At 46.8% G+C, this 13,282-nt stretch carries 10 protein-coding genes; 2 read left to right on the plus strand and 8 right to left on the minus strand.

Going from position 1 to position 13,282, the window contains the following annotated elements:
* The 5 genes from murJ to scfA form a co-directional block, all read right to left on the minus strand.
* Positions 1-2,292: murein biosynthesis integral membrane protein MurJ (gene murJ / locus ACJMLT_RS00360; RefSeq protein WP_405724892.1), on the minus strand; the 2,292-nt coding region annotated here is incomplete at its 3' end.
* 128 nt (positions 2,293-2,420) lie between these two features.
* Positions 2,421-4,775, minus strand: a complete 2,355-nt coding sequence (locus ACJMLT_RS00365) for a phosphodiester glycosidase family protein (RefSeq protein WP_405724895.1) — start codon at positions 4,773-4,775, stop codon at positions 2,421-2,423.
* Positions 4,776-4,982: 207 nt separating this feature from the next.
* Positions 4,983-6,329 carry a hypothetical protein gene (locus ACJMLT_RS00370; RefSeq protein WP_405724898.1) on the minus strand — a complete coding sequence of 449 codons (1,347 nt, stop codon included), beginning with the start codon at positions 6,327-6,329 and terminating at the stop codon, positions 4,983-4,985.
* Positions 6,330-6,357: 28 nt separating this feature from the next.
* Positions 6,358-7,782, minus strand: coding sequence for a thioether cross-link-forming SCIFF peptide maturase (gene scfB, locus ACJMLT_RS00375; protein ID WP_405724901.1), 1,425 nt, complete (start codon positions 7,780-7,782; stop codon positions 6,358-6,360).
* A gap of 82 nt (positions 7,783-7,864) precedes the next feature.
* On the minus strand, positions 7,865-8,005 hold the full coding sequence (gene scfA / locus ACJMLT_RS00380; protein WP_016406981.1) for a six-cysteine ranthipeptide SCIFF: 141 nt from the start codon (positions 8,003-8,005) through the stop codon (positions 7,865-7,867).
* A gap of 309 nt (positions 8,006-8,314) precedes the next feature.
* Between scfA and ACJMLT_RS00385 the strand changes: the two genes are divergently transcribed.
* A complete protein-coding gene (locus ACJMLT_RS00385) occupies positions 8,315-8,941 on the plus strand; it encodes a LolA family protein (RefSeq protein WP_405724905.1) in 627 nt (208 codons plus the stop codon).
* A gap of 106 nt (positions 8,942-9,047) precedes the next feature.
* Positions 9,048-9,392 carry a type II toxin-antitoxin system PemK/MazF family toxin gene (locus tag ACJMLT_RS00390; RefSeq protein WP_405724908.1) on the plus strand — a complete coding sequence of 115 codons (345 nt, stop codon included), beginning with the start codon at positions 9,048-9,050 and terminating at the stop codon, positions 9,390-9,392.
* A 35-nt stretch (positions 9,393-9,427) separates the two neighbouring features.
* Here the strand turns inward: ACJMLT_RS00390 and ACJMLT_RS00395 are convergent, their stop codons facing one another.
* The 3 genes from ACJMLT_RS00395 to ACJMLT_RS00405 all read right to left on the minus strand — a co-directional run bounded on the left by ACJMLT_RS00395 (position 9,428) and on the right by ACJMLT_RS00405 (position 13,232).
* Positions 9,428-11,560 carry a stalk domain-containing protein gene (locus ACJMLT_RS00395; protein ID WP_405724911.1) on the minus strand — a complete coding sequence of 711 codons (2,133 nt, stop codon included), beginning with the start codon at positions 11,558-11,560 and terminating at the stop codon, positions 9,428-9,430.
* A 176-nt stretch (positions 11,561-11,736) separates the two neighbouring features.
* On the minus strand, positions 11,737-11,922 hold the full coding sequence (locus tag ACJMLT_RS00400) for a hypothetical protein (RefSeq protein ID WP_405724914.1): 186 nt from the start codon (positions 11,920-11,922) through the stop codon (positions 11,737-11,739).
* Positions 11,923-11,942: 20 nt separating this feature from the next.
* Entirely contained in the window at positions 11,943-13,232 is a 1,290-nt protein-coding gene (locus tag ACJMLT_RS00405; protein ID WP_405724917.1) for an LCP family protein, read from the minus strand.
* Positions 13,233-13,282: the final 50 nt, after the last annotated feature.

The raw sequence follows: 13,282 nt of genomic DNA on the forward strand, positions 1-13,282 counted from the left end.
AAGCACCCACAATACAAAGTCCAGTTTTTCCTCCGTATCCACAGCATCCTTTGCCACAAAGAACACCGCCATCAGGATCAGGAACAATGCCATGGACAGCAATGCCGTAGGGAAAGCATAACTGGTCGTACCCGCATACAGGATACATACCGCAAAAAGCCCCAGCAGAACACTCACCATAGTCGTTTTCTGGGCTTTCACTCTGCCCAGAAACAGTTGGATAAAATACAGCAAAAATGTTCCCAATACCAGCACCGCCAGAAGCATGGTAGGCAAAACGGGAATCGCTGCCACAATCGCCGCCAGACACAAAATCAGAAAATTCTGATTGAACAGGCGGAAAATAAAGCTTTCGCCCATGACAGCCGCAAAGGCATTATTTCTTCTGCGCACCGCCAGTCCGCTCCAGTTGGTCAGATTTCTCCAGAAACGAGGCAGAACTCCTCTGTTTGTGCAGATATGCTTATCCCAATCCGCTCTGAAGAACTGCAGGATGGCGCTGCCTTCAAAAGCATTGGCCCAGCTTCTGCAGATCTTCGCCCAGATGCCGCCGGCAATACTGTCCGTCCACAGAACCGCCAGAATGTTCCAGATTCTTTCAATGAAACGGAAGCAGAAACTATCTTCAATTAACAAAGATATCTTTTCGATCATAGAATAGGTTCTCCGTTTTCTTTTCTTTTTCACAGGAATAGTAGCGGATCCATCCGCTGCTGCGCCTTTTCCTCTGCCGAGGATTTTCTTTAGCATATCAAATACAAAATCGCTTTCTTCGATTTTGAGAAGTTTCGCAAATACCATATAGGAAACGACCCCTGCGCCGCCGCAGACACACAACAGGATGATCTGTCCCAGCAGTCTGCCGTTCAGAGGACTCAGGATATATCTGCAACCCAAAACAAGTATCAACATACCAACCGCCGCCAGAATCATTTTTGCGATCTGCCCGATCAGGGATTTATCCAGAATATCGGGATATTGCTTCACCGCAGGCACCATCAGAACCAACGCCGCCGCTGTGGAAGAAACCGCCGCCGCCAGCGCCAGACCTCCAATGCCCATGGGCTTTAACAACAGCCAGCACAAAACCCCATTGATGACGATAGAAACCAGACCGGAATAAAATGGTGTTTTCCCATCCTGATTTGCATAGAATGCTCTGCTCAGGATATTCTGCACCCCATAACCAACCATGCCCAAAGCAAAGAAGAACAGGGCCGCAGAGGTCAGCTCCGTCGCCAAAAGGTCAAATTCACCGCGTTTATAAATCAACGTTACCACAGGCTCTGCCAGTGCCATCAGCCCCACTGTCATAGGGATCAGCAGGAAGATCATGGCTTTCAGAGTTCCTCTCACCGCCAGACCAAATTCCTTTTTGTCCTCTGTCATGCGAGAAAATTTGGGGAATACCATATTGGCAATGGCCAGAACGAATACCCCAACGATGATGGTATACAGGTTATTGGCATATTCCAGAGCGGAAACCCCCAGTTCCCCGTTGGTCACACTGCCGCTTGCCAGCTGAGAGGCAAAACGGGTATTTACCATAAAGTTGATGGGCTGAATCCATGTGCTGACCATAACAGGCAGCATCAGTTTACCGATTTTTTTCAACCCCTCATCTTTGAAATGGAAATCCGGCTTATAGTGATACCCTTTCTGATGCAGAGAAGGGATCTGCATGATTGCCTGCATGGCCCATCCGATAAGAAAGGCGATGGTCAGACCATAAATACCGAATTTATCATTAAAGAAAATATAATACAGGATCAGAATCCCGTTGGATGCCACACTCAATGCCGCAGGAATGTTGAATTCTTCCAGAGACTGCAGGATACCCACAAAAGAAAAAGCCACCGCCGTAAACAACATCGTAGGGAATAACGTTCTCAGCAAAGATACGCACAACTCCGCCGTTGCGCCGTCATAACCCGGTGCGATCAGATGGGTCAGGGGTTCCGCCAGAGCCATCCCCACCACCATCATCACGATCGTCACCGTCGAGATCACCGTGATAAAGCGATTCGCCAGTCTGTAGGCTTCTTCTTTCCCCCTCTTCTGCAGATATTCCACAAAAATGGGGATAAAGCTGGCAGAAATCGCCGATGCAAAAATCACATCAAAAAAGGTACGAGGGATTCGGCTTGCCAGTAAAAATGCCGCCGCTTCCATCTCCGTCCCGTAATTGGCTGCCAGAAGCTGTTCTCGCACCAATCCCAATATTTTCCCAAACAGGGTGATCAACATCATAAAACTGACGGTTTTCACCGCCTGATTGCCTTTTTCCGACATAACAAAACTCCTAAATCTATTTCAATCATTTTACGCAATATAATAAGGTGGGCATCATAACCCACCTTATATAGTACCTCATTATTCTTGATTTTACAATAAAACCACCCTATTTTAAGTCTTAATTTTTACTTAATCTTTACCGCCTCATAGGACACATTGCCATCCTTCACGCGGAAACGCAGCATGGTGTAATTTTCATTCACCGTGCCATCGGCCTGCCACAGGTTCGGCAGATTGATATAACGTACGCCGTCCTTTGTGGAAGCCCAGTAGCTCTTGTTATAACAGGAAACAACAAACACCTTTTTCCCCTGTTCCACATATTTGTTCAAAATCGCCCGCAGATAGTTTGCTTCTGCCTGGCTCTTCCAGTCGGAAGGGGTCTGGTCTGTCACCAGAACGATGGTATTGTTATTCGCCTTTTCAATATCCGCCGTGAATTTCGCCCACTGGGTCGCGTCTGTTGCATTGATGCCGCCGTTGGTCGCTGCCACCATAGCAAGGCTCACGCCGCCGCGGTTCAGGAAACGATATTTGCCGGTCCAGCTGAGGGAATCCAGTTTTTTTGCAGACTGAATATCATTCAGACCGCCGTAAATAGCCACATTCGCATTGGCATCCACATAGGATTTCACTTTGCTTCTGGTATCATTATAAACTTTTTCATCAATTTTTTCTGCACCTGTATAAGCGATCTTACCTGCCACATTGAAGTAATACGCACCGTCATTTTTCTTTGTCACTGTTTTGTTCAGCACGTCTTTGGCTTCTTCCACTTTCGGTTTTTTCGCCGCTTCCACATCGCCTACTGTAACTGTGATATAAGCGATCTTACCGTCTTTTTCACATTTGATATTTGTGGAACCCTCTTTTTTCGCTGTAAAAACATTGTCCTTCATGCTGCCAACAGCAGAATTGCCAACAGCATATTTCGTGCTGGTAGATGCCCAATACATAAATCCATCTTCATCATAAACAGTCATGGCAATGGTGGCTGTATCCCCAACCTTCAGTTTGATGCTGTCGTTGGTGGGCTTCAGTCTTGCAATATTGCTGCTGACTGCGCCAATGTGGTATGCCCCCATATTATTATAAGTTGCTGTAACGGTATATGTACCTGCGTTGCTGGGCGTGAAGGTATAGCCATCCCACGTGCCTTTCACACCAATGGCCTGCATTTTCACCTTTTCCGCAGGGATCTCGATACGGTTATAATATGCATCCAGGCCATATACTGTATAGGTAACACCTCTGCCTGTCAGCGTTCTTGCCGCAGAAGGCTGGATGCGGATCTCTTCGATCCTGCCCTGTTTCGCGTTCTGGAAAACACCTACCGCATTGATGACTTTTCTTTCGGAACCTTCGGAAACGGTATTCTGCACGGTCATGGTCTTATCTTCGGCCGTTTTTGCGACCATGGTGGAAGAACCGCCGCCGTCCAGATGCATGGCCTCATAAGCACCATATTCCTGCATCAGAAGTCCCAGTTCCCAATGAGTGGCGCCAATGCTTTCGCCTCTGCCGTCCACAACCATGAAAATAGCTGTATTCCCGTCCTTGGAAACCCCGAAGGCTGTTCTGGGCTGTCTGCCGGATGCCACGATGGAGTTGGCTGTTGTGATCTTCCCATCTACCAGCAGTTTACCGCCGCCACCAAAGGAAGTTTCCATTTCATCCAGATCTACAGAAGATGCGATATCCAGAACCGCCGCATCCCCCACTGCAAACATAGGAGCTGCATTTTTGCGGTAATCTGCACTCATCACGATCACATAGCCGTCTTCGGGTACTGTGACCTTTTCCCCTTCTGCGGAGATATATGTGATCACATCATCTTCTACCACAAATTTCACCAGTTTTTCAAAACGCTTATCCAGAGAGGAAGTATCCTTCATGGCATTTCTGTCCAGATATGCAGGGAATACCAGAGAGGCAAATTTATTCATCCCTGCCAGTTCCAGCATTTTTTTCTCATTACCAAATTTAGCTGTCATGGTGAAATAATCGAAGAAGGGATTGCCGTCTTCATCCATGAAAAATGCCGCATACTGTCCTTCTGTTTTGTTCAGCGTTGTCCCTGCGGAGATCACTTCCCCGTCACGGACGATAGGGCCGAATGCCGCCGAATAGGAACCGCTCAGACCAAAGAAGTCAGAGTTTACCCCTGCCACAGCGCCGTTATCTGTCAGCAGTTTTTTCACCGTCTCTTTCAGGCCGTAATCCCCTTTGGATTCCACTTCCCTGATCTCCAGGGTGCTTTCTGTCAGATCCACCTTCATCACGTGGATATTCTGCACGCCTGCATCGGTCATACGGCTGTTCTTTTCGTAAGTCACCCCGCGAGTCACTGTTTTTTCCGTTTTCATTTCATACTGTGTGGCTGCATACGCGCTTTCCGTCCCGAAATAGCTCAGCGGAGAAACCAGCAGTATTGCCGCCAGTGCCATCCCAATGGTACGTTTCACCAGTTTTCTTTTCATTCCCTCATCTCCTTATCAAAATACCTTTTTATTCAGACGGAATCTCTTCCCAAAAGTTCCGTTTTTCTCAAAATTTCTTCATTATGTAAAGTATCATACCACAAAACACTGAACTTTTGTTCATTTTCAGAAAAATTTAAGAAAACTGTAAAGATTTTTGAAAAGATTTCCAAAAAAAGAAAGGATACGGATTTCCGCATCCTTTTTTCATTTCACTACTTCAATTTTTTCAATGCCGTAGGCCAGCAACAGCTCCACCATCTCCGCTGAGATTTCCTCACCGCTGGCCGCAATGGGGATCGCAGGTGGGCAGGAAACACAGGGGCTTGCACAAATACATCCCACCGCATCCTTGCAGTCCACTTCCTCCCACAGGCTGAACATGGCTTCCCGTATCCTCATTTTCTGCTTCGGCAGAACAAAGGGCATCGGCATCGGCAGAATTTCCTCTTTTTTCTGCAGGCCGCTCAAAGCTACGATGACCTTTGCAAAATCTTCCGCTTTATTTTCCGGCGTTGCCATCAGCACCACCGCATCCAGATCGGCAAATTCACATTCCACGCCATTTTTCCGCAGGATTTCTGCGGTTTCCTCTCCGGTATAGCCCTTTTTTCCCGTAAAAACGGTCAGTTTCAAGGGGTCACCGTCCATGATCTCCCATCCCTGCTGCCGCAGCCTGTCTTTTACTCCCTGGATCTTTTCGATGGTTTTTTCCAGTTTTTCGGGGTATCCGTCAGCCAGATATGCATTACATCTGTCCAGAGCCTGCAAAATCAGATAAGAAGGACTGGTAGAACCGAAGATCTCCATGGCCTTTTTCGCCTGATGTCCCACCTTTTCCGCCCATTCAGCAGAAAAATGCAAATATGCACCGCCCGTCAGCACAGGCAAAGTTTTATGGGCAGAATCACAACACATGGATGCACCAAGATCGATGGCATGTCGGGATGGCTGCAGGAATTTCTGATAGGCGCCATGGGCATGGTCTACCAACAGAGGAATACCCACTTTTTTGCAGACTTCTGCAATGCTTCTGATATCAGGAGAGTAACCCAGATAATCAGGCGCAGTGATATAGACTGCAAAGGGCTTCTGTTCCATCTCCGCCAGTTTCCGTTCCACCTGTACCGCTGTAATGGGGCAGGTACAGAGAGATCCTTTTTCTCTTTCCGCAGGCATCAGCCATTCCACATCCAGATCCATTAGCGCACAGCTATACAAAAATGCCTTGTGGGCATTTCTTGCCGCCAGCACCACAGGTCTTTCCCCCTTTCTTTCCGTTCCCTGCAGCGCAAGAAACAGCATGGTGCGGATACACTGGGAAGACCCTTCCGTACCGTAAATGGTTTTGCCAAAACCAAAGAGCTTCTCTGCATTGGCTTCGCTTTCGGCAATGATGCCTTCCGCTTCGTATAATTCATCAGCACCGCGGATCTCCGTGATGTCCATTTTTTCGCAGCCCAAAAAGGACACGCCCTTGTGTCCCGGCATATGGAGACGGGCCGTGTCCTTTTTTGCATATTCATTTATGAAATCACAAATTGGTGTATTCATAAAATCATTCTTTCTTGATCAATCAGCCTTAACAGCCTTCACAGTCAGCGCAACCTTCCATGCTTGTTGTCACGCCTGCTGCTTCGTCCATCTCCGCTTCTGCAACCTTCATCATAATTGCGCATTCGATACGTTTTTTGAACAGATCGCAGCCATATTCATAAATTCCTGTGATGCTGCCTGTTGCATGGTATGCATTTGCCGCACAGCCGCCGGAGCAGTACAGTTTTGCCCAGCAATCCTTACAGCCTTCTCTTGCGTAAGCGTTGCAGCATTTGAATTCGTCCTGTACTTCTGTGTTTGTCACACCTTTCCAGATATCACCCATGCTGTATTTTTCATCCCCTACGAACTGGTGACAGGGATACAGTTCCCCCCAAGGGGTAACCGCCATATATTCTGTGCCGCTGCCGCAGCCAGAAATTCTCTTGTAAATGCAGGGGCCATGTTCCAGATCCAGCATGTAGTGATAGAAAGTGATGGGCTTGCCGTCTTTTCTTCTCTGCAGCATTTCCTTCGCCAGAATTTCGTACTGTTCAAACAGGATGGGTTTATCCTCTTCTGTCAGGGCATAAGGATCTGCAGGATCACAGACAACGGGTTCCATGCTCAGTTCTGTAAATCCCAGATCTGCCATGTGGAACAGGTCTTTTGTGAAATCCACATTATTATGTGTGAATGTACCGCGCATGTAATAGTTCTTGTCCCCACGTTTTTTCACAAATTCCTGGAATTTGGGCACGATGGTTTCATAGCTGCCTCTGCCGGCATAATCCACACGCAGATGGTCATGCACTTCTTTTCTGCCGTCCAGAGACAGTACCACGTTGTGCATTTCCTTATTGGAGTATTCGATCACTTCATCATCGATGAGCATACCGTTTGTAGTCAGTGTGAAACGGAAATTTTTGTTGTGGATCTTTTCCTGTTCTCTGGCATAAGCCACTACCTGTTTCACCACATCCCAGTTCATCAGGGGTTCCCCACCGAAGAAGTCCACTTCCAGATTTCTTCTGCCTACGGAGTTTTCGATCAGGAAATCGATGGCTCTTTTGCCCACTTCAAATGTCATCAGGGCACGTTCCCCCTGATATTTGCCCTGGCTGGCAAAGCAGTAGGAACAGTTCAGGTTGCAGGTATGGGCCACATGCAGGCACAGGGCTTTGATCACTGTGTTTCTTGCCTTGAAATCGAAAGCCAGATGTTCATAGGTGTCGGGTGTGAAAAGTTTTTTCGCTTCTTTCAGTGCCGCCACATCTTCCAGACATTCCTTTACGTCTGCTTCTGTGATGTCGCTGTATTTTTCCAGCATTGCAACAGTGATCTCTGCTTCTGTTTTATTTTCTGCCACCATCGCAATGATATCGTAAGCCACTTCATCCACAGAATGGATGGAGCCGCTACAGGTATCCAGCACGATATGGTAGCCGTTCAGTTGATATTGATGTACCATTTCTATTTACCTCTTATCTATTCCACGAAAAAAGGGCTGTTGTTATACAGCCCTTTTTAGGTTTTCTCATTTTAATTTGCGATTACTGTTTTTCGCAAGGCTGGTTTGCTACGCCGCAGGATGTTTTACAAGCGGACTGGCAGGATGTCTGGCATTCGCCGCAGCCACCGTTCTGTACGGATTTGTTCAGGTCGCGAGTTGCGATAGTTTTGATTCTGCTCATATCATTTACCTCCCCTAAAAAGTTAATGGTTTTTTGTTACTAAAATAAGTTCTTTCCCATTATAACGCAACAAAGTCAAATAATCAAGTAAAACCTCGGGACGCTGTCCTGTAGTATTGCACCGCAATACGAAACTGTCCAGCACTTTGTGCTGACAGCAAGAACCCCATAAGCTTTTAAAAAGGCTTGACCCAAACTTTATACGAACCTCAAATTTCTTTGAAATTTAAGGTTCAAAAAAACAGAAAGACTATTTTAAAAAGAAAAACCATACATTTATAGAGAATTTTATTCTCAAGGAGAATGCCTATGAAAAAAATTTTCTCTATCCTGCTGTCTTTTTCTCTTCTTTTTACCATCGCCGCCTGCAGCAGGCAGGAGTCCATGACGGAGCTGGAATCCATCCAGAAGCAGCTGGCAGAAATGGAAGGCTACACCTGTACCGCCACCCTGACCCGCATCGGCGACAAGGGCGAACAGACCTATGAAACCAAGCAGTATTATAAATCCACCGGGGAATACCGTCTGGAACTTCTGGCGCCGGAAAACGTTGCAGGCAATTATACGGTTTTCGACGGGGAACGCATCTGCCAGTATAACCCCAAACTGGACAGCAGCATCATCCGGGATGTCCCTGCATCCCAGCACAGGAACGAACTGTTTCTGGGGCAGTTTATTGCCAATTACATGCAATCGGAAGGGGTCAGCGTAGAGACCGCCGCTCTGGATGAATCCCGCTGTATCGTTCTGGAAGCCGTCATCCCCGGTCAGGACAGCGCACTTTCCTCCGAAAAACTCTGGGTGGATCGGGAATCTCTCCTGCCCGTCCGTTTTGTCATTTATGATGCCGAAGAAAAGGAACGCTACCGCATGGATTACTCTTCCTTTGCTTATGATCCACAGTTTGACGATACCCTTTTCACCATCGAGGAATAAACCTTCCTGTTTCTGTCAATACTGAAGACAGTCAGCAGAGAAGGCATCCGAATCCTACATATTTTTCTTCTGCCGCTGACCAATCCAAACAGCGGAGTGTGAGCCTATGATCGTCAGACGTGGAGATATTTATTTTGCAGACCTGAGCCCTGTGGTGGGCAGTGAACAAGGGGGCGTCCGCCCCGTCCTCATCGTGCAGAATGACGTGGGCAACAAACACAGCCCCACCGTCATCTGCGCCGCCATCACCTCCCAGATGAACAAGGCAAAACTGCCGACCCATATTCCCCTTTCTGCCGCCGAATATGCCCTGCCCAAGGATTCCGTTATCCTGCTGGAGCAGATCCGTACCATTGACAAACAGCGGCTGAAGGAAAAGGTCTGTCATCTGGATGATGCCATGATGGCTAGAGTTGACCGCGGCCTGCTCATCAGCCTTGGGCTGAAATAAAAAAACTCAAACCCGAAGGTTTGAGTTTTTTCTGTTTAGCCAATGATTGTTACCGTCTTTGCTTCCGCATCCCAGTTAACGGTTGCACCCAGATTTTCTGCAATAAATCTCACGGGCAGGTATGTTCTGCCGTTTGTGATGAATGCAGGTGCATCCAGCTGAATGGGAGTACCATTTACTGTTGCGAAAGGCTGACCCATGTAGATCACGATCGTTGTATCGCCATCCACGATGGTTACCGCCTGTGTTTCATTTTCCCAGGAAACAGTTGCGCCCAGCGCTTCTGCGATCAGTCTGATGGGCAGGAATGTTCTCTCACCAGAAATAATAGGTGCCACGTCATTCACTGCATAGTTGCCATCCTGCTGATATACTCTCTGATCGATGGTCAGAACCAGAACTGTTTCTTCTTTATCGGCAGAATCTGCGCCTTCTTCAGAAACATCTGCATCTTCTTCTGCTTCTACAAAGGTAGGAACTACTTCAACACCGCCTTTAGGCATTTTGAATGTGAATGTACCATCGCCGTTGTCTGTTACGTCCACTTTATTCCCGGCTTTGTCCAGGATCACCAGTTTCTTCAGTTCATAGCCTGCATCGGGAGTTACTGTAACAGTTACTTTGGAGCCTGCTTTTGCTCTTGTGCTGCTCAGTTTTACATCGCCGTTGTCCACATCATTTTTGTCCACAGATGCTGTGTATTTAGGTTTGGATTTGCTGCCGCCACCTGTACTAGGTGTAGGTGTGGGTTCGGGTGTGGGTTCGCCTACTTTGTATGTATAGCCGTCTTTATCAACGCTTTCTACAACTTTGCCTTCCGCTTTATAAGCTGTAGGATCCTGTGTGAAGTAACCGGCATAGATCTTCAGATTGCCTGCCAGACCTTCACTTACTTCAAACGCACCTTTTGCACTGCCATTTTCAAAAGTTACTGTAGGTACATTATAAGAAGCATATTTGCATACATCAAATGCAATCCCACTATTCGCTGTATCTGCAATAATTTCTGTACCATTTGTAATTGTGATATTACCACTGTTGTTACTCAGAACATAACGACCTGTGCCGCCCAGTTTGGAGCCATCCAGAACCATGTTATCTAGTGTCAGGTTGCTATAATTCTGCACCAGCATTTTTACTGCTGCATCTGTTGCACCATTTTCATTCTGTTCAGGTGCACTTTCTGTGATCGTACCATCTTTCAGTGTTACTGTGTTGCCAGACAGGATCTGGAAGCCCAGTGTTGTTGTGCCTGCAGAACCTACTGCAGGACCAATGATGTCATAGGTATTTTTATCAAAATCGATTGTAATGTTTTTATCAATTACAATACCAGAGCCTTTAACACTTTCCAGCAGAGCGATTGTAGCACCGCCTTCTGCATATTTCACTGCATTTGCCAGGTCTGTGAAAGAACCGCCTTCAATTACCAGATTTGCATCACCAGTAACTTCCAGTTTGCCATCTACAACACAATCTTTGCCGATCGTTACTGTAGGCACTGCATAGGAAGCATATTCACATGCGTCAAGCGCAATGCCTTTGTTATCGTCTGCAATGATTTTTGTTTTGCCTGTCAGTTCAACAGTACCACAGTTATTGCTCAGTGTATAACGACCTGTGCCGCCCAGTTTGGAGCCATCCAGAACCATATCTTCCAGAGTCAGGTTGCTGTAGTTCTGAACCAGCATTTTTACTGCTGCATCTGTTGCACCATTTTCATTCTGTTCAGGCGCACTCTCTGTGATCGTACCGTCTTTCAGTGTTACTGTGTTGCCAGACAGAATCTGGAAGCCCAATGTTGTTGTGCCCGCAGAACCTACTGCAGGGCCAACGATATCATAGGTATTTTTATCAAAATCGATTGTAATGTTTTTATCAATTACAATACCAGAGCCTTTAACACTTTCCAGCAGAACAATTTCATCGCCAGACTTTGCATCTTCTACAGCCGCAGCCAGCGTTGTATAAGTCACATCGCCAATTTTTGCAACAGCAGCTTCAGTTACAGTTTCTTCTGTCTGTTTCTCCTGCTCTTCCGCGGTTTCATCCAAAACATCTTTCACCTCTGGTGCATCACCTGTTTCTTCTGCCAGCACCGTTGCAGGCATTGCTGTTACCGCTATGCACAATGTCATGAAACCGGCAAGCATTTTTTTGAGTTTCATACTCAACTCCTCCTTTTACAAATACAAAAGTTATATTTTTATATAATATTTTAAATTTTATCATAATTATATAACTAAAGTTACAAAAAAACAATATATTTCAAAAAAACTTTTCATTCTATATAAAAAAGGAACCTGCCTTTTTGACAAGTTCCTTTTCTTACTTATTTTATTGCTTATTTTCTTCCTCTATAACTTACCAGCACCAACCACAGGAAGTACAGCCCGATAAATACTACCGTAAACACAAATGCCTGCTGTACTGCCACTTTCTGTCCGGTTACCATCATCAGCCCATGGTAAAAGATACTGCAGATGCAGCCGCTTTTCACCGCTCTGATAAAAAGTCCGCCTAAATTCATTTTTTCACCTATTCTCTGTTTTATTTTTCGTTGGTGCCAAGGATAATGCGGATATCTGCGCTGCCCATATCGGCAGGGGCAGTTTCCACTCTGGCATCATCAAAATATTTCACCAGATCTTTTCCGGCACCTTCTGTCTTCACCTGAATACGGGTATAATTTATCTGTTCCCCATGGTATGTGGTAGGTTCCGCCAGACGGAAGCCTTCATTCGCCAGTTTTTCTGTCACTCTTCCCGCCAGACCGGCCACTTCGCCGCCGTTGGAAACTTCGATCAGCAGACTTTTGCTGTCGATGGAACCATCGTCATTCACCACCGGTGCCACGCTGTAAAATACGCGATCTACCATTTCTCTCGTCGCCGCAGGATCGTGGATGAAGTAAGACACACCGCCCACATACTGACCGGCACCGGGCAGAGTTTCCATATTGATCTTATCCAGATCCACCTTGGTGATATAGCTGGCATATTTCAGCGCATCTGCCAGACTGATGTCTGTTTTTACGTATTTATACGTAACTTCGATGTAATCGCCCAGATTTTTCACGATGCTTTCCGTACTCAGCACCTTTTCCGCCAGAGCCTTCAGGAACAGCTGCTGTACCTGAATACGGCCCACGTCACCATCGGCATACCGACGGAAGCGCACCAGCTGCAGCGCCTTATTGCCGTCCAGCGTCTGCATACCCTTTTTCAGGTCAATGGTGATATCGCCCGTATCGCTCATATCCCATTTCATATCCTGAGGAACATCCACTTCTACGCCGCCCACAGCATCCACGATCTCAACCAGTGCATCAAAGTTGACCTTTACATAATGATCGATGCTGATGCCCAACAGGTCTTCCAGCTGCAGGATCGCTGCTTCGGGGCCATGTTCCTTGCCGCCGTAAGCATGGACTGCATTGAATTTTGTCACGCCATAGCGGCCGCCCAGCAGGTCTTCCACTTCGCTGCAAACGGATACGCGGGTATCTCTGGGCACAGAGATCAGGTCAATGCTTTCCTTCTCACTGTCATAATGCACCACAAAAGCTACGTCTGTTCTTGTCTCGTCTTTATCTACACCAAACACAGCCACATTCAGCTTGATATTTTTCCCCAGCAGAGCATCCAGAATGCTCATTTCTCCCGCCTTTGTCACGCCGCTGCCGCCGCCAAAGGGCACATTGCCCGTTGCTTTGTAGTAGGCAAAGCAGGCACCGCCTGCCAGAACCACAAAGGCCATTACCATCGTGATCACGATCTTAAAAAATGTTTTGATGGGGTTGAATGGTTTTCTTCTCTTCGGATTTCTTCTTCTGCTCATGGAATCCCTCACTCATTCGTCAAATCTGCATCATCCGCTGCCGCCACAGG

The sequence above is a fragment of the Anaerotignum sp. genome, assembly GCF_045122575.1.
Taxonomy (GTDB): domain Bacteria; phylum Bacillota; class Clostridia; order Lachnospirales; family Anaerotignaceae; genus Anaerotignum_A.

Excerpts from the sequence above, each read along its gene's own strand:
- ACJMLT_RS00365 (WP_405724895.1), bottom strand. The coding sequence starts at position 4,775 with ATGAAAAGAAAACTGGTGAAACGTACCATTGGGATGGCACTGGCGGCA.
- ACJMLT_RS00370 (WP_405724898.1), bottom strand. The coding sequence starts at position 6,329 with ATGAATACACCAATTTGTGATTTCATAAATGAATATGCAAAAAAGGAC.
- scfB (WP_405724901.1), bottom strand. The coding sequence starts at position 7,782 with ATGGTACATCAATATCAACTGAACGGCTACCATATCGTGCTGGATACC.
- scfA (WP_016406981.1), bottom strand. The coding sequence starts at position 8,005 with ATGAGCAGAATCAAAACTATCGCAACTCGCGACCTGAACAAATCCGTA.
- ACJMLT_RS00385 (WP_405724905.1), top strand. The coding sequence starts at position 8,315 with ATGAAAAAAATTTTCTCTATCCTGCTGTCTTTTTCTCTTCTTTTTACC.
- ACJMLT_RS00390 (WP_405724908.1), top strand. The coding sequence starts at position 9,048 with ATGATCGTCAGACGTGGAGATATTTATTTTGCAGACCTGAGCCCTGTG.
- ACJMLT_RS00395 (WP_405724911.1), bottom strand. The coding sequence starts at position 11,560 with ATGAAACTCAAAAAAATGCTTGCCGGTTTCATGACATTGTGCATAGCG.
- ACJMLT_RS00400 (WP_405724914.1), bottom strand. The coding sequence starts at position 11,922 with ATGAATTTAGGCGGACTTTTTATCAGAGCGGTGAAAAGCGGCTGCATC.
- ACJMLT_RS00405 (WP_405724917.1), bottom strand. The coding sequence starts at position 13,232 with ATGAGCAGAAGAAGAAATCCGAAGAGAAGAAAACCATTCAACCCCATC.